The organism is Pseudonocardia nantongensis, from assembly GCF_046546495.1.
GTDB classification, from domain to species: Bacteria; Actinomycetota; Actinomycetes; order Mycobacteriales; family Pseudonocardiaceae; genus Pseudonocardia; species Pseudonocardia nantongensis.
Map to the genome: position 1 here is coordinate 84,044 of NZ_JBKGXT010000020.1, position 15,399 is coordinate 99,442.

Genomic DNA, 15,399 nt, shown 5'->3' on the forward strand with positions numbered 1-15,399 from the left:
TCACAAGCCACTCAACCATCCACAGACAACGAACTCGCGGGTCCGCGGCCGCGAAACGGCACGACCCTCTGAGGATGCGCACCGACCGCAGGGCAGTTCCGCCACGGATCGTCGAGGACGGCCGCATCGACGACTGGTTCCGGCTCGTCGACGTCCAGGCGGGCATGGTGCACGTGAACCAGCTGGCCGAGTTCGGCGTGACCTGGGCGGCGACCCTTGCCCAGGTGGAGGGGAACCGGTGGAACGGGTTCGTCCGCTCGGTCTACGCAACCTTCACCGGCCCGCTCCCCCGCGAGTCGACGATCTCCGGCGCGTTGCTGTACGGCGGTCCGGCCGCGATCCTGAGCCACCGGACGGCCGCCGAGGAATGGGGCTTGGTCCCGGCCGAGCCCGGTGGCCCGGTCCACGTCACGGTGCCGTACACGTCGTCGGCGACCAGTCAGCACGGTCTCGTCGTCGTGCACCGGTCCCGCGCGCACCGGCACATCGTGGTCGCGACGGTTCCGCCGCGGACCTCCTCCGCGGACACCGCGATCGACCTGGCCGTCGAGGAGGACGACGCCGTGGCCGCGCGACTCGTGCTGTTCCGGTTGCTGACCGACTCGCGGCTCCGTCTCGCGGACGTCGAGCGGCGGCTCGTCGAGCGGCCGCCCCGCCGTTACAGGCGCGCGCTCCTCGGAGCGATCGCGTTGGTCCGGGACGGGGTGCACTCGGCGCTCGAGGAGCTGTACCTCACCTCCGTCGAGGAGGCACACGGCCTCCCGGCCGGCGAACGTCAGGTGCCGTTCTCGGTGGACGGGCAGACCCTCTGGGAGGACGTCACCTACGACCGGGCCGGGCTGCCCCTCACCGTGCGGCTCGACGGCCGCACCCACCTTCGGAGCAACGTGGCCTTCCGCGACCGCCGCCGGGACAACGCGGCCGAGCTGGCCGGGCGAGCACGGCTCACGTTCGGGTGGCGGGATCTCTCGGCCGATCCGTGCGCCGCCGCCGAGGACGTCGCCCGGGTCATGCGGCGGCTGGGGTGGTACGGGCCACCGGCCGCTTGCGCGGCCTGTGGCCCCCCGTGAGTGGTTATCGCGGTCAGGACCGCGATAACCGCTCACGGGCAGCTTCGCTGCACCACCAGCTCCTTCACGCGCTTGGCGTCGGCCTGCCCGCGCGTCGCCTTCATGACCGCACCGACGATCGCGCCGGCGGCCTGGGTCTTCCCGCCGCGGATCTTCTCGACGACGTCGGGCTGCTCGGCCAGGGCGGCGTCCACGGCGGCGATCAGCTCGCCCTCGTCGGAGACGACCTTCAGGCCGCGGGTGGCGACGACCTCGTCCGGCGAACCCTCGCCGTCCAGCACTCCGTCGACGACCTGGCGGGCGAGCTTGTTGGTCAGCTCCCCGGACGCGACCAGCTCGATCACCCGCGCGACCTGCGGCGCGGTGATCGGCAGGTCGGCGAGCTCGAGCTCACGGGTGTTGGCCTGCTGGGCGAGGTAGGCGACCCACCAGGAGCGGGCCTCCTGGGACGGGGCGCCCGCCGCGACGGTGGCCTCGACCAGGTCGAGTGCACCGGCGTTGACCAGGTCGCGGATCTCCTCGTCGGAGATCCCCCACTCGTCCTGGATCCGGCGTCGCCGCTCCCAAGGCAGCTCCGGCAGGGTGCCGCGCAGCTCCTCGACCCACTCCTGCGACGGCGCGATCGGGACCAGGTCGGGCTCCGGGAAGTACCGGTAGTCCTCGGAGGTCTCCTTGCGACGCCCCGCCCGGGTGTGCCCGGTCTGCTCGTCGAAGTGCCGGGTCTCCTGGACGATCTCGCCCCCGGCGTCGAGCACACCGGCCTGCCGGCTCATCTCGTGCCGGACCGCGCGCTCGACCGACCGCAGCGAGTTCACGTTCTTGGTCTCGGTGCGGGTGCCCAGCTGCCCGGACCCCGACGGGGAGAGCGAGAGGTTCACGTCGGCGCGCATCGAACCCTGGTCCATCCGGACGTCCGAGACACCCAGGGACTTGATCAGGTCCCGGAGCGCGGTGACGTAGGCGCGGGCCACCTCCGGGGCGCGGGCACCGGTGTCCGGGACCATCTTCGTGACGATCTCGATCAGCGGCACGCCGGCCCGGTTGTAGTCGAGCAGCGAGTGGTCGGCACCGTGGATCCGGCCGTCGGCGCCGCCGACGTGCAGTGACTTGCCGGTGTCCTCCTCCATGTGCGCGCGCTCGATGCCGATCCGGACGACCTCGCCGTCGTCCAGGGTCAGGTCCAGGAACCCGTCGACGGCGATCGGCTCGTCGTACTGGCTGGTCTGGAAGTTCTTCGGCATGTCCGGGTAGAAGTAGTTCTTCCGGGCGAACCGGCCCCAGGGGGCGATCGAGCAGTTCAGCGCCAGGCCGATCCGCATCGCCGACTCCACCGCGGCCCGGTTGACCACCGGCAGCGCTCCCGGCAGGCCCAGGCAGACCGGGCAGACCTGGGTGTTCGGCTCGGCGCCGAACTCCGTCGGGCAGCCGCAGAACATCTTGGTGTTCGTGGACAGCTCCACGTGCACCTCGATGCCCAGCACCGGGTCGAACCGGGCCACGACGTCGTCGAACTCGACCAGCTCCACGGACGCGGTCATGCCGTCACCTCCGGAACGCGGGCGATCAGCGGACCGCCCTCGTCGGCGTCGCGGGCGGCCTCGAACGCCGCCCCGACGCGGTACATCACGGCCTCGCCGAGTGCCGGCGCCATCACCTGCAGCCCGGTCGGGAGACCGTCGGACAGCCCGGACGGCACCGACATCCCGGCCACCCCGGCCAGGTTGGTCGGGATCGTGGCCAGGTCGTTGAGGTACATCGCCAGCGGATCGTCGACCTTGTCCCCGATCGGGAAGGCAGAAGTCGGCGTCGTCGGCGACACCAGCACGTCGACCTGGGAGAACGCCGCCGCGAAGTCCCGGCTGATCAGCGTGCGGACCTTCTGCGCCTGGCCGTAGTAGGCGTCGTAGTAGCCGGACGACAGCGCGTAGGTGCCGAGCATGATCCGGCGCTTCACCTCGGGGCCGAAGCCCTGCTCGCGGGTGTTCGCCATGACCTCCTCGGCCGAGCGCCCCTCCGCGGCGCGCAGGCCGTAGCGCATGGCGTCGAACCGGGCCAGGTTCGACGACACCTCGCTGGGCAGGATCAGGTAGTAGGCGGCCATCCCGTACTCGAAGTGCGGGCAGCTCACCTCGACCAGCTCCGCGCCGAGCTTCTCCAGGCTGCGCAGCGACGCCTCGTAGGCGGCACGCACGCCCGGCTGGTACCCCTCGCCACCCAGCTCACGCACGACACCGACCTTCAGCCCGGACAGGTCACCGGTCGCGCCCTGCCGCGCCGCCGCGACGACGTCGGCGACCGGCCGGTCGATCGAGGTCGAGTCCCGCGGGTCGTGGCCGCCGATCACCTCGTGCAGCAGGGCCGCGTCCAGCACGGTGCGCGCGCACGGCCCGGCCTGGTCCAGCGACGACGCGCAGGCCACCAGCCCGTAGCGGGAGACCCCGCCGTAGGTCGGCTTGACGCCGACGGTGCCGGTGAACGCGGCCGGCTGCCGGATTGAGCCGCCGGTGTCGGTGCCGATCGCCAGCGGCGCCTCGTAGGCGGCCAGCGCGGCCGCGGAGCCGCCGCCGGAACCGCCCGGCACCCGGGTGGTGTCCCACGGGTTGCGGGTGACCCCGTACGCCGAGTGCTCGGTGGAGGAGCCCATCGCGAACTCGTCCATGTTGGTCTTGCCGAGGATCGTGATTCCGGCGGCGCGCAGCCGCTCGGTCACGGTCGCGTCGTACGGCGGCCGCCAGCCCTCGAGGATCCTCGAGCCGCAGGTGGTGGGCATGTCCGAGGTGGTGAAGACGTCCTTGAGTGCCAGCGGCACGCCGGCCAACGACGACGCGGGCCGCTCCCCGGCCGCGATCCGCTCGTCGACCGCGGCGGCCGAGGCCAGCGCGGACTCGGCGCCGACGTGCAGGAACGCGTGCACCCTCGTGTCGACGGCGGCGATCCGGTCCAGGTGGGCCTGCGCGGCCTCGACCGCGGAGACCTCGCGCGCGCGGATCTTCTCCGCGAGGTCGGCGGCGCCCAGCCGGGTCAGCTCTGCTCTGCTCACTGTCCCTCCCCCAGGATCCGCGGCACCCGGAACCGGCCCTCCTCGGCGGCCGGCGCACCGGCCAGCGCCTGGGACTGGTCGAGGCCGGGGCGGCGCTCGTCGGGCCGGAAGACGTTCTCCAGTGGGACGGCGTGCGAGGTCGGCGGGATGTCGCCCGCGGCGACCTCCCCGACCCGGGCCACCGACCCGATGATCACGTCGAGCTGGCCCGCGAAGGTGTCCAGCTCCTCCTCGGTGACGGCCAGCCGGGCCAACCGGGCGAGGTGTGCGACCTCGTCCCGGGTGATGACCCCGCCGGAAGCGGGGGAATCGGCGGTCATGCCCCTCCTCGGGTGGTTCGGCTCGCTGCGGGCCCGGCGGCTGCGGTCGTCGACGACCTCCGGCGGCCGGCGCCGGCCCGCTCGACACACCGGCCCGACACCCACGACGGGGTGTGTGCACCGGTGTGGGGCCAGTCTATTCCCGCCGGTCCCGGGCCCGGCCGCCGCCCGGGGCCGTCCGGCCCCGGCGCGCCACCACCCGTCGCCGGGGAGCTGATGACCCTCGGGGTGCGGGGGTGGCAGGATCACGGTTCCCGCCCGGACCGGACGCGGCCGCACACACCGTCGGCGTCGTGTCCGGCGCCGAGCCGCGCCGTCCATCGCGTCCCCACCGTCCGTCAATGAGCCGTCTGCCAGTCAGCCGTCCGCCAGTGAGAGGAACCGCCCGTGTCGTTCCTGCTCCGGGTCATCCTCCCGGACAAGCCCGGAAACCTCGGCGCCGTCGCCTCGGCACTCGGCGGGGCCGGTGCGGACATCCTCAGCGTCGACGTCGTCGAGCGCGGGGACGGGCAGGCGATCGACGACCTGGCGGTGGAGCTGCCGGCCGGGCGCCCGCCGGACGTGCTGATCACCGCGGCCGAGTCGGTGCCCGGGGTGAGCGTCGAGTCGGTGCGTCCGCACACCGGACAGCTCGACACCCACCGCGAGCTGGAGCTGCTCGACGAGATCTCGGGCCACCCCGGGCGCGGTCTGGACCTGCTCGCCGAGGAGGTCCCGCGGTTGTTCCGAGCCGGCTGGGCGCTGGTCGCGGTCAGCGAGGACGGGCGCTCCTACCGGATCGCCGAGTCGACCGCCGCGCCGGAGACCCGCACCGGCGACCTGCCGTGGCTGCCGCTGGACCGCGCCGCCGCGCTGGACGAGACGCACTGGGTGCCCGAGCCGTGGCGGGCGATGGACACCGAGCTGGCCGCCGCACCGTTCGGGACCGGCACCCCGCCGAAGACCCTGGTGGTGGGACGCCCGGGCGGCCCCGTCTTCCGTCCCTCCGAACTGGCCCGCCTGGCCCACCTCGCCGGGATAGTCGCCACGGTCCTGAAGGCCTGACCCCACGCCCCAGCCGCGTTGTGGAGCCGGAACGCGAAATCGGGGGTGGGACGGACGGGTGTGAGGGGGCGGACGCGGAGTGTCAGACGCGGATGCCGAGGGCGGTGCGGACGAGGTCGTCGTTGCCGGTGGCGAGCCAGCCGTCCGGGCGGACCAGGACGTCCTCGAAGCCGATCCGGGTGTCGATGTTGACCCGGGTCGCGTACTCGAGCACCGACCAGGCGCCTTCCTCCTCACCGTGCAGCAGCACGGGAACCGGCGGCTGGCCGAGCGCGCGCAGAATCCGGATGCCCTCGGCGACGGCGGTCTCCGGGTCGGTCACGGTCGACTCGGCCAGCACCCGGCGGGTACCCGGCGGCAACCCGTTCTGGCGCAGGGTGACGGCGTCGCCGCTGGTCCAGACGCCGAGCTCGACCGCGATACCGACCGACCAGGCCGCGGCGCACACGTCGGTCCAACCCTGCTCGTGCACGTTCACCCCGCAGACATCCGGCTTGCCGGAGCCGAGCCGCCCCCAGGCCAGGACGGTCTGGATGCGCTCGTGCGGGTCCGGCTGGATCCACCGCCCGGTCGGGACACCGATCTCGACACCCGGCGCATCCTGCCGGATCAGCGCCACCACGTCCCCGACCACGGCGGGCTCGATCGTCTCCTGGCCGTCGTCGTCGCGCGGGTGCACGTGCACCGAGGCGACGCCGAGCCGGGCGACGGCGCGCGCATCGCGAGCCAGGTGCCGGGGCAGAACCGGGAGGGCGGGGTGCGCATCCGCCGGTCGTGACCCGTTCAGCACCGCCTGCAGCACCGTGTTCCTCCGCTTCGCACCCGTCCGGTACGGGACGGCCGGCGGCGCCGGGTCCCGATTCGACGAGAGTAGGCGGTGCGGACCGGGCGGGAGCGGCGGACGCGCCCGCACGGACGGGGCATCGCCGTCCGGCACGCGGGCAGCGCCGGGCGGGGACACACCCGGTGAGCGGACGGTCACGCGCGGCGTGCCGCGCCCATCCGGCTCACCCGGCCGCGGCCCGCTCCCGCGCCGCGTCCGGGCCGCGCTCGAGCAGCAGCCGGAAGCCGTCCTCGTCCAACACCGGGACGCCGAGCTCGACCGCCTTCTCGTACTTCGACCCCGGCGCCTCACCCGCGACCACGAACGCGGTCTTCTTCGACACCGACCCGGCGGCCCGCCCGCCGCGGGCCATGATCGCCTCCTTGGCCTCGTCCCGGGACCAGGTCTCCATCGACCCGGTGATCACGATGGACATGCCCTCCAGGAACCGCGGGACGGACTCGTCGACCTCGTCCTCCATCCGGACCCCGGACGCCCGCCACTTCTCGACGACCTCGCAGTGCCAGTCGACGCTGAACCAGTCCCGCACCGCGGCGGCGATCGTCGGACCGACACCGTCCACCCCTGCGATCGGGGCCAGTGCCTCGGCCACCGCCTTCGCCCGTGCACGGGCCGCGGCCTTCTCGTGCTTCTCGGCCTCGGCCTCGGCCGCCGCGGCGTCGGCATCCCCCCCGGCGGCGGCGTCGGTGTCCCCCTGCGCGGCGGCATCCTCCTGCACCTCGGCGTCACGGTCCCCCTGCGCGGCGGCATCGGCACCCTCCTGCGCGGTGCCGACGCCGGGCACCGGGTCCTCCTCGCCGGCCGTCCCGTCCGAGACGATCTCCACCCCGGCCGCCTCGGTCCCCACCCTGGCCCGCGCCGCCGCCTGCTCCAGCGCCTGCATCGAGCCGAACTCCCGGCCCAGTGCCTGCGCCGCGGTCGGCCCGACGTGCCGGATCGACAGCCCGACCAGCACCCGCCACAGCGGCCGGTCCTTCGCGGACTCCAGGTTGGTCAGCAGCTTGTGGCCGTTGACCGTCAGCTCGCCCTTCTGGTTGCGGAACAGCTCGGTCCGCAGGAGATCGTCCTCGGTGAGGGAGAAGACGTCGCCCTCGTCGGTGAGCACCTCCGAGGTGAGCAGCGCGACGGCCGCCTCGTATCCCAGGCCCTCGATGTCGAACGCGCCGCGTCCGGCCACGTGGAACAGCCGCTCCCGCAGCTGGGCGGGGCAGGAACGCGCGTTCGGGCAGCGCCGGTCGACGTCACCGGCCTTCTGCCGTACCAGCGCGGTGCCGCACTCCGGGCAGTGCGTGGGCATCACGAACGCGCGCTCGGAACCGTCCCGCACGTCGGTGACCGGGCCGAGCACCTCCGGGATCACGTCGCCGGCCTTGCGGATGACTACCCGGTCGCCGATCAGCACGCCCTTACGGCGGACCTCGTCGGCGTTGTGCAGGGTCGCCATCTCGACCGTCGACCCGGCCACCTTGACCGGCTCCATCACCGCGAACGGGGTGACCCGCCCGGTGCGGCCCACGTTGACCTGGATGTCGAGCAACCTGGTGGTGGCCTGCTCGGGCGGGTACTTGTAGGCGATCGCCCAGCGCGGGAACCGGGACGTGGCGCCGAGCCGGCGCTGCAGCGCGACCTCGTCCACCTTCACCACGACACCGTCGATCTCGTGCTCGACGTCGTGCCGTTGCTCGCCCCAGTGCCCGACGAACCCGATTACCTTGTCGATGCCCTGCAACACCCTCGTCCGCGGGGAGATCGGCAGGCCCCAGGCGACCAGCGCGTCGTAGGCCTGGGACTGGGTCCGCGGGGTGAACCCGTCCCGCCTGCCGAACCCGTGACAGATCAGCTTGAGGTTGCGCGAGGCGGTGACCCGCGGGTTCTTCTGCCGCAGCGAGCCCGCCGCGGTGTTGCGCGGGTTCGCGAACGGCTCCTTGCCGGCGTCGACCAGCGAGGCGTTGAGCCGGTCGAAGTCCTCCAGCCGGAAGTAGACCTCGCCGCGCACCTCGACCAGCTTCGGGACCGGGAACTCGTCGGTCCCGGTCAGCGTGACCGGCACCTCGTCCAGGGTGCGCATGTTGAGCGTGATGTCCTCGCCGGTCCGCCCGTCACCCCGGGTCAGCGCGCGGGTGAGCGTGCCGTCCTCGTAGAGCAGGTTCACCGCCAGGCCGTCGATCTTGAGCTCGCAGAGGTAGTGCAGGTTCTCCCCGGCCTCCCGGGTCACCCGCTCCTGCCAGGTACGCAGGTCCTCGGCCGAGAACGCGTTGTCCAGCGAGAGCATCCGCTCCAGGTGGTCGTACGCGGTGAACTCGGTGGAGAACGTGCCGCCGACCTGCTGGGTCGGCGACTCCGGCGTCACCAGGTCCGGGTGGGCCTCCTCCAGCGCCAGCAGCTCGTGCCACAGCTCGTCGAACTGGCCGTCGGAGACGACCGGGGAGTCCAGCACGTAGTACCGGAACTGGTGGTCGGCCACCTCGGCGGCCAGCTGGGCGTGCCGCTCGCGGGCCTGCCGGTCGGACTGGGAACTCACGACGGGGAGGTTAGCCGCGACCCCCGACAGCGACCGGGCGGGAACGGTCCCGCGCGCCTACCGTGACGGTCATGGACGACGCCACGGTGGAACTCGCGCACCGGATGTTCGACCTGGCCCGGGACGGGTCGTCGGAGCTGACCGCCTACCTGGAGGCCGGCGTTCCGGTGGAGATCACCGATCCGAAGGGCGACACCCTGCTGATCCTGGCCTCCTACTACGGCAACGACGCGCTCGTCGCCGACCTGCTCGCCCGCGGGGCCGACCCGAACCGGACCAACGACCGCGGCCAGACCGCGATCGCGGCCGCGCTGTTCGCCCGCTCGGCCGAGTCGGTGACCGCGTTGCTCGAGGCCGGCGCCGACCCGCACCACGGCAGCCCGTCGGCGTGGGCGACCGTCGAGCACTTCGACCTCCCGGACATGCGAGAGGTACTGGAGCGGCACGCGCCGTCCGGCCGGTAGGCTGCGGATCCGGAGCCGGACCACGGGCGTGGCGGAAACCGTCGGGGGTCGCACCTATCCTGGACACCGTGACCGCCCCGCAGGACGCCAGAGCCACCCGCGTACTCGGCGAGACCGCGCGCCGGCGCACCTTCGCCGTCATCTCGCACCCGGACGCCGGCAAGTCCACCCTCACCGAGGCCCTCGCGCTGCACGCCGAGGTCATCGACTCGGCGGGGGCGGTGCACGGCAAGTCGGGCCGCAAGGGCGTCACGTCCGACTGGATGGAGATGGAGCGCGCCCGGGGGATCTCGGTGTCCTCGGCGGTGCTGCAGTTCGCCTACCGGGACTGCGTGATCAACCTGCTGGACACGCCGGGCCACGGTGACTTCTCCGAGGACACCTACCGGGTGCTCGCCGCGGTCGACGCGGCGGTGATGCTGCTGGACGCGGCCAAGGGCCTCGAGCCGCAGACCCTCAAGCTGTTCGACGTCTGCCGCTCCCGCGGCGTCCCGGTCGTCACCTTCGTGAACAAGTGGGACCGGCCCGGCCGCGAGGCCCTCGAGCTGCTGGACGAGGTGGAGCAGACCATCGGGTTGCGGCCGATGCCGCTGACCTGGCCGCTCGGGATCGCGGGCGAGTTCAAGGGCCTGATCGAGCGCGAGTCCGGCGCCTACACCGCGTTCAGCCGAGCGGCCGGCGGCGCGACCAAGGCCACCGCCACCGAGGTGGACGCGGACACCATCGCCGCGCAGGAGCCGCAGTACTGGCAGGCCGCGCAGGACGAGCTGGGCCTGCTCGACGAGATCGGCGCGGACTGGGACGAGAAGGACTTCCTGGCCGGCATCGCGACGCCGGTGCTCTTCGGGGCGGCGCTGTCCAACATCGGCGTCGCCCGGTTGCTGGACTCGCTGGTCGACCTGGCTCCCGCCCCGGCGCCGCGGCCGGACACCGAGGGGCACGACCGGCCGCTGGACGCGCCCACCTCCGGGCTGGTGTTCAAGGTGCAGGCCGGGATGGACAGGGCGCACCGGGACCGGATGGCGTTCCTGCGGATCTGCTCGGGCCGGTTCGAGCGCGGCATGGTGCTCACCCACGCCACCACCGGAAAGCCGTTCGCCACCAAGTACGCCCAGTCGGTGTTCGGCAACGAGCGCAGCACCGTGGAGGAGGCGTTCCCCGGCGACATCGTGGGCCTGGTGAACGCGACCGCGCTGCGCCCCGGCGACACGCTCTACGCGTCCGGGCCGGTCGAGTTCCCGACCATCCCGGCGTTCGCGCCGGAGCACTTCGCGGTCGTCCGCGCCCGGGACGCCGGCAAGTACAAGCAGTTCCGCAAGGGTATCGCGCAGCTCGGCAACGAGGCGGTCATCCAGATCCTGCGCTCGGACCTGCGCGGTGACCAGGCGCCGGTGCTGGCGGCGGTCGGGCCGCTGCAGTTCGATGTCGTCACCGGCCGGCTGGAGACCGAGTTCAGCGCGCCGGTGACCCTGGACCGGCTGCCCTACCAGGTCGCCCGGCTCACCGACCCCGAGGCCGTCGAGCTGCTGTCCTCGCAGTCCGAGTGCGAGGTGCTGCGCCGCGACTCCGACGGCGAGTACCTGGCGCTGTTCTCGAACAAGTGGCGGATGGACATCATCGCGCGCAAGTTCCCGGACCTGCGGCTGGAGGCCATGCCCGCCGGGTCGTCGGTGTCCTGAGGCTGTTCAGGCGGAGAGCACGAAGAACTCCAGCGCGTTGCCGTCCGGGTCCTTGAACGACAGGGCCAGGCCGTAGTCGGCCTCGACGACCCCGGAGTGGCCGACGCCGACCGCGTCGAGGTGGTCGCGCCACTGCTCGATCTCGGCGCGGTCCGCGACGCCGAACCCGACGTGGTCCATCCCCGGCCGGGACGGCGTGAACGTGTCCCCGGCCTCGACGGTGTCGTGCCGCGTCAGGCCGAGCAGCTGGCCGGACGGCAGCGCGAACACCCGCCGCTGGAACGGCCCGTCGGACAGCGTCATCGCCGGCTCGGCTCCGATCAGCCTCGTGTACCAGGGCTCGCTGACGTCGAGGTCGGTGACCGAGAGGGCCAGGTGGTGGATCGCGGGGAAGGTCGGCACGGCGGTCTCCTGTCGGGATCGAATCGTGCCGCGCCCATGGCGCGGCGTGCATGCGCGGGGTTCCCGATCACCGCGGCGGTCAACCGGCGACGACCGGGCCACGGTCAGCCGGCGGCGTCGGCCGGATCGCCGAACCGCACGTCGTGGACCCAGCCCGGGTCCGGGCGATCGCGCAGCTCGGCGTACCGGTCGGCGATGTCGTCCGGGTCGTAACGGGTGCCCGGCGCGACCGGGCCGCAGACCGTGACGGTCGCGGTCCGCACGCCGTCACCGGCATAGTGGCGGTCCAGCAGCTCGGCGAGCGCGCGCAGCCCGGCCTTGCCCAGCGACAGGCTGGTCAGCTGCGGCAACGGCGCGGGCATGCCGGCGGTGAGCAGGTAGCGGCCGCCGCCGGCGGCGGCCATCCGCGGCAGCAGCGCGGCTGCGGCGGTCAGCGCACCCCCGACGTTGACCGCGTGCGTCGCCTGCAGGGTGGCCGCGTCCAGCGACCCCGGCCCATCGGTCCGGACAATACCGGCGTTGTAGACGAGCACGGCGGGCACGCCGAGCGCGTGCACCAGCTCGTCCAGCGCGGTACGCAAGCCGTCCTCGTCGGCGACGTTCGCCGTGGCGGTCGCCGTGGTCCCGGGCAGCTCCGCCGCGATCCGCTCGACGGTCGACGACGACCGAGCGAGCAGCCCGACGGCGAATCCGTCGACGGCGAAGCGCCGGGACACCGCGGCCCCGATCCCGGGGCCTGCTCCCAGAACGAACACGCTCGGCACGGTCCCTCCCCAGTCGGGCAGCCGGATGTGCTCGTCCTCGTGCGGCTGGAGTTGCTCGGCGTCGTCGGAGTCGGGAATCGGTTGCACGCGACTCGATTACCCGTCCGGGAGGAACCGACTCATGTCACGGTCAGGTCGCCCAGCCACCCGAGACCGGGACGACCTGGCCGGCCATGAAATCGCTCGCCCCAGAGGCCAGCGCGAGCGCCAGCTCGGCGGCCTCGCGGCCCTCGCCCAGCCGCCCGGCCGGGATCTGCGACTCGAACGACTCGCGCACCGCGTCGTCGGCCAGCATGGCGTCGGTGTAGTACATGTTGTTCTTGATGTGGGCCGGTCCGAGCGCGTTGACCTGCACGTTGTGCGGTGCGGCCTCGGCCCCGGCGACCTGGACGAACGCGTTCTGCGCGCCCCGGGCCGCCGAGTAGACGGCCAACCCCGGGATGGCCCGCTCCGGGGTCGCACTCGTCGCCGCGACGATCTTGCCCGAGCTTCGCTCGATCATCGCCGGGAGCGCCGCGCGCACCACCCGCAGCAGCGGCCAGACCAGCTCGTCGAGGTAGTCCTGGAACTCCTCGTCGGCGAACGCCGTGACGTCGCCGATCATGCTCGTGACCGGCATCCGCCGGTGCGGCCCGGCGAAGTTCGCGACGAGCACGTCGACGGCGCCGGCCGCGGCCACCACCTCGCCGGCCACCTCCGGGCCCGTCGTGCAGTCGGTCTCGTCCGCGACCACGTCGGCGCCCTCGCGGCGGAACAGGTCCACCACCGGGGGCCCGATGTAGCGGTCGGCGTGGGTGACGAGCACCCGCTTCCCCCCGAGTCGTCCGGACACGGGGTGATCGTCCCGTTCCCGGGCGCACTCCGCATCCTGAGTCGCTCAGTCGCGACGCCGGTCGGTCAGGGCGATCCGGGGCAGGTGCCGGTCGCGCAGGCCGGCGAGGTCACCGGCCCCACCGGCGCGAAGCCGGGGTCCACCGGCGGCCCGGTGATCGTCGTCAGGATGAAGGCGGCGATCCACACCAGTCCCCCCGCCAGCCCGACGACTGCGAGCCCGGCACCGGAGATCGCGAGCCGGCTCGCGCGCGGATACCCGCGCATCGCCCCGGTCGTGCCGAGCGCCAGCCCCGCAAGGGCGAACACCACCCCGGTCGACGCGAGTACGAGCCCGCTCACCGTGAACCGCGTCGTCACGGTGAGGACGGTCGCCGCGACGACCAGCAGCGCGCCGATCCCACCCAGGACCAGCGCCGACGCACCGGGGTCGCGGCACGGCAACGGGAGGCCGGAGACACCGGGACGGATACGGACCACCACACCAGCATCGCCGGGCGCGGACCCCGGCCGCCCGCAGCAGTGCCGGAGATCCTCACTTGTGGGTACACCGCGGCCGGCGCCCCGACCGTCCGGCCGCCCTACGGTGCTCCCATGACCTCCACCGCCGACAAGGCCAGGACCCTGCAGGAGCTGCACGCGGCGCCGGAGCTGCTGCTCGTGGTGAACGTGTGGGACGCGATCACCGCGAAGGTGGTCGCCGAGACCCCCGGGACGACGGCACTCGCGACGGCCAGTCACGGCATCGCCGCCGCGCACGGCTACGACGACGGGGAGAACATCCCGCGCGACGAGATGATCGCCGCGGTCGGGCTGATCGCCCGGACGGCCGGAGACCTCCCGGTGACCGCGGATCTCGAGGCCGGCTACGGCGACCCGGGCGGCATGGTGGCCCGGGCCATCGACGCCGGGATCGTCGGCTGCAACCTCGAGGACCAGATGAAGCCGCTCGCCGAGTCCGTGGCGGCCGTCGAGGCGGTCGTCGCGGCGGGCGAGAGGGCCGGCGTCGACTTCGTGCTGAACGCCCGCACCGACGCCTTCCTCCGGGCCGGCGACCGGGACCCCGAGGCCGTGCTGGCGGACGCGATCGAGCGTGGCCGGGCCTACCTGGACGCCGGGGCGTCGAACGTCTTCGTGCCCGGCAAGCTGGACGAGACCCAGGTCGGACGCCTGGTCGAGGCCCTCGGCGAGCGGAAGGTCAACCTGATCGGCATCCCGGGGTCGATCCCGCTGAAGACCGCGCAGCAGCTCGGCGTCGCCCGGGTGTCCTACGGGCCGTGGAGCCAGAACGTCGCTCTCACCGCGCTGGCGAAGCTGGCCGAGGACGTCCACCACGGCGGCGGCCTGCCCGGCGACACCCGCAAGTTGAACTAACCTCCGCTCGCGGCGCGGCGCTCCCGCGGCGGGAGCACCGCGCCGGGATCCAGGTCGCCGTCGACCACGCCGCGGGCGATCTCGGCGAGCGGGCTGCCCCGCCGGCGTGCGTGCCCGCGCAGCGCGTCGAACGCCGCGTCGACGCCGACACCCGCGTGCAGCGCCAGGGCGCCCTTCGCCTGCTCGATGACGACCCGGCTGCGCAGGGCGACGCGCAGGTGCTCGGTCTCGTCCTCGGCCAGGCGCAGCGAGCGGGCGTGCCGCACGGCGATCGCGGCGGCCTCGGCGAGCGACCCCGCGGTCCCCAGGTCGGGCCGGGTCGTGCCGGAGGGGCCGAGCAGCACCAGCGCGCCGAACATGTCGCCGTCCCGGCGCACCGGCAGCGCCCACGCCCCGGACACTCCGGCTGCGGACGCCTTCGCCACGAACGAGAGCCAGCGCGGCCGCACGGTGCTCAGGTCGTCGCAGTGGATCGGGCGACCGCTCCGCGCACAGTCCCCGCCCGGGCCCTGGCCGAAGCCGGCGGCGAGCGCGTCCCGCAGACCGTCCGGGGCGGCGGCCGTCACGCCGTGCACGGCCCCGGCGTCGTCGATCAGGGCGGCGCCGGCGGGCAGGCCGAGCAGCCGGGACGTGCTGTCGACGAGCCCGTCGAGGACCCGGCGGGGCGCCCCCGGACCGGGCGGCGCGACGCTCAGGTCGAGCAGCGCGGGCGCGATGCCCGCCGTCGCTGGTTCTCGCATCAGCGGGATGTTCGGCTGCCATGACGACGCGGTTCACTCCTCCGCCATGCCACCCGAAAGGAGCAATGTCTGATCGGTACGGCGTGTCGTTGAGTGGAGCAGAGGGGCGGTCGTCGCCACCTCAGTGACGGCTCGTCCCCCGGCGGCCCCGGACCCGGCCGCCCGACGAGCCCCGGCACGAGGAGTACTCGTGTTCCCCGGTTTCACCAAGAAGTTCCTGAACGACTCGATCGAGCGCTCCGCCGAGAACCCGATGGATCGGCGCCGTTTCCTGCGCGCGGCAGGACTCACCGGCGCCGGCGTCGC

Annotated in this window: 15 protein-coding genes; 5 read left to right on the plus strand and 10 right to left on the minus strand. The window is 73.4% G+C overall.

Annotated elements, in window-relative coordinates; translation table 11 throughout:
* Positions 1-74: 74 nt before the first annotated feature.
* Positions 75-1,070 carry a hypothetical protein gene (locus tag ACLFMI_RS20930; protein WP_410949617.1) on the plus strand — a complete coding sequence of 332 codons (996 nt, stop codon included), beginning with the start codon at positions 75-77 and terminating at the stop codon, positions 1,068-1,070.
* 32 nt (positions 1,071-1,102) lie between these two features.
* Here the strand turns inward: ACLFMI_RS20930 and gatB are convergent, their stop codons facing one another.
* Genes gatB through gatC form a run of 3 tightly spaced genes read right to left on the minus strand, consistent with a single transcriptional unit; the run spans position 1,103 to position 4,430 of the window.
* Positions 1,103-2,608 carry an Asp-tRNA(Asn)/Glu-tRNA(Gln) amidotransferase subunit GatB gene (gene gatB, locus ACLFMI_RS20935; protein ID WP_410949618.1) on the minus strand — a complete coding sequence of 502 codons (1,506 nt, stop codon included), beginning with the start codon at positions 2,606-2,608 and terminating at the stop codon, positions 1,103-1,105.
* The gene (gatA, locus tag ACLFMI_RS20940) at positions 2,605-4,110 is read right to left on the minus strand and encodes an Asp-tRNA(Asn)/Glu-tRNA(Gln) amidotransferase subunit GatA (protein ID WP_410949619.1); all 1,506 of its coding nucleotides are present in this window, start codon (positions 4,108-4,110) and stop codon (positions 2,605-2,607) included. The genes gatB and gatA overlap by 4 nt, the downstream gene beginning before the upstream one ends.
* Complete coding sequence (gene gatC / locus ACLFMI_RS20945) at positions 4,107-4,430, minus strand: Asp-tRNA(Asn)/Glu-tRNA(Gln) amidotransferase subunit GatC (protein WP_410949620.1); 324 nt, start codon at positions 4,428-4,430, stop codon at positions 4,107-4,109. The genes gatA and gatC overlap by 4 nt, the downstream gene beginning before the upstream one ends.
* Before the next feature lie 387 nt (positions 4,431-4,817).
* Here gatC and ACLFMI_RS20950 point away from each other — a divergent pair, with 387 nt between their 5' ends.
* Positions 4,818-5,474 (plus strand): ACT domain-containing protein, encoded by a 657-nt coding sequence (locus tag ACLFMI_RS20950; protein ID WP_410949621.1) that lies wholly within the window; start codon positions 4,818-4,820, stop codon positions 5,472-5,474.
* Between the two features lie 82 nt (positions 5,475-5,556).
* Here the strand turns inward: ACLFMI_RS20950 and ACLFMI_RS20955 are convergent, their stop codons facing one another.
* Entirely contained in the window at positions 5,557-6,276 is a 720-nt protein-coding gene (locus ACLFMI_RS20955; protein ID WP_410949622.1) for a 3-keto-5-aminohexanoate cleavage protein, read from the minus strand.
* Positions 6,277-6,481: 205 nt separating this feature from the next.
* Positions 6,482-8,839: an NAD-dependent DNA ligase LigA gene (gene ligA / locus ACLFMI_RS20960; RefSeq protein WP_410949623.1), complete on the minus strand. Its 2,358-nt coding sequence runs from the start codon at positions 8,837-8,839 to the stop codon at positions 6,482-6,484.
* A gap of 71 nt (positions 8,840-8,910) precedes the next feature.
* Here ligA and ACLFMI_RS20965 point away from each other — a divergent pair, with 71 nt between their 5' ends.
* Both ACLFMI_RS20965 and ACLFMI_RS20970 read left to right on the plus strand, forming a co-directional pair.
* A complete protein-coding gene (locus ACLFMI_RS20965) occupies positions 8,911-9,303 on the plus strand; it encodes an ankyrin repeat domain-containing protein (protein WP_410949624.1) in 393 nt (130 codons plus the stop codon).
* Between the two features lie 68 nt (positions 9,304-9,371).
* Positions 9,372-10,982 carry a peptide chain release factor 3 gene (locus ACLFMI_RS20970; RefSeq protein ID WP_410949625.1) on the plus strand — a complete coding sequence of 537 codons (1,611 nt, stop codon included), beginning with the start codon at positions 9,372-9,374 and terminating at the stop codon, positions 10,980-10,982.
* A 6-nt stretch (positions 10,983-10,988) separates the two neighbouring features.
* Here ACLFMI_RS20970 and ACLFMI_RS20975 read toward each other — a convergent pair whose 3' ends face one another.
* The 4 genes from ACLFMI_RS20975 to ACLFMI_RS20990 all read right to left on the minus strand — a co-directional run bounded on the left by ACLFMI_RS20975 (position 10,989) and on the right by ACLFMI_RS20990 (position 13,459).
* Complete coding sequence (locus tag ACLFMI_RS20975) at positions 10,989-11,384, minus strand: VOC family protein (protein WP_410949626.1); 396 nt, start codon at positions 11,382-11,384, stop codon at positions 10,989-10,991.
* A 104-nt stretch (positions 11,385-11,488) separates the two neighbouring features.
* On the minus strand, positions 11,489-12,235 hold the full coding sequence (locus ACLFMI_RS20980) for an SDR family oxidoreductase (protein WP_410949627.1): 747 nt from the start codon (positions 12,233-12,235) through the stop codon (positions 11,489-11,491).
* A gap of 43 nt (positions 12,236-12,278) precedes the next feature.
* Positions 12,279-12,980 carry an SDR family NAD(P)-dependent oxidoreductase gene (locus ACLFMI_RS20985; protein WP_410949628.1) on the minus strand — a complete coding sequence of 234 codons (702 nt, stop codon included), beginning with the start codon at positions 12,978-12,980 and terminating at the stop codon, positions 12,279-12,281.
* Positions 12,981-13,045: 65 nt separating this feature from the next.
* Positions 13,046-13,459, minus strand: a complete 414-nt coding sequence (locus ACLFMI_RS20990; RefSeq protein WP_410949629.1) for a hypothetical protein — start codon at positions 13,457-13,459, stop codon at positions 13,046-13,048.
* A gap of 114 nt (positions 13,460-13,573) precedes the next feature.
* On the opposite strand from ACLFMI_RS20990, the gene ACLFMI_RS20995 reads away from it, so the two are divergent.
* Positions 13,574-14,353 carry an isocitrate lyase/PEP mutase family protein gene (locus ACLFMI_RS20995; protein WP_410949630.1) on the plus strand — a complete coding sequence of 260 codons (780 nt, stop codon included), beginning with the start codon at positions 13,574-13,576 and terminating at the stop codon, positions 14,351-14,353.
* Here ACLFMI_RS20995 and ACLFMI_RS21000 read toward each other — a convergent pair.
* Entirely contained in the window at positions 14,350-15,093 is a 744-nt protein-coding gene (locus ACLFMI_RS21000) for an ANTAR domain-containing protein (protein WP_410949631.1), read from the minus strand. The two genes, ACLFMI_RS20995 and ACLFMI_RS21000, sit on opposite strands and share 4 nt — an antisense overlap.
* Positions 15,094-15,399: the final 306 nt, after the last annotated feature.

Bases quoted from the DNA above. Each gene is read 5' to 3' on its own strand.
- ACLFMI_RS20930 (WP_410949617.1), top strand. From the start codon at position 75: ATGCGCACCGACCGCAGGGCAGTTCCGCCACGGATCGTCGAGGACGGC.
- gatB (WP_410949618.1), bottom strand. From the start codon at position 2,608: ATGACCGCGTCCGTGGAGCTGGTCGAGTTCGACGACGTCGTGGCCCGG.
- gatC (WP_410949620.1), bottom strand. From the start codon at position 4,430: ATGACCGCCGATTCCCCCGCTTCCGGCGGGGTCATCACCCGGGACGAG.
- ACLFMI_RS20965 (WP_410949624.1), top strand. From the start codon at position 8,911: ATGGACGACGCCACGGTGGAACTCGCGCACCGGATGTTCGACCTGGCC.
- ACLFMI_RS20995 (WP_410949630.1), top strand. From the start codon at position 13,574: ATGACCTCCACCGCCGACAAGGCCAGGACCCTGCAGGAGCTGCACGCG.
- ACLFMI_RS21000 (WP_410949631.1), bottom strand. From the start codon at position 15,093: ATGCGAGAACCAGCGACGGCGGGCATCGCGCCCGCGCTGCTCGACCTG.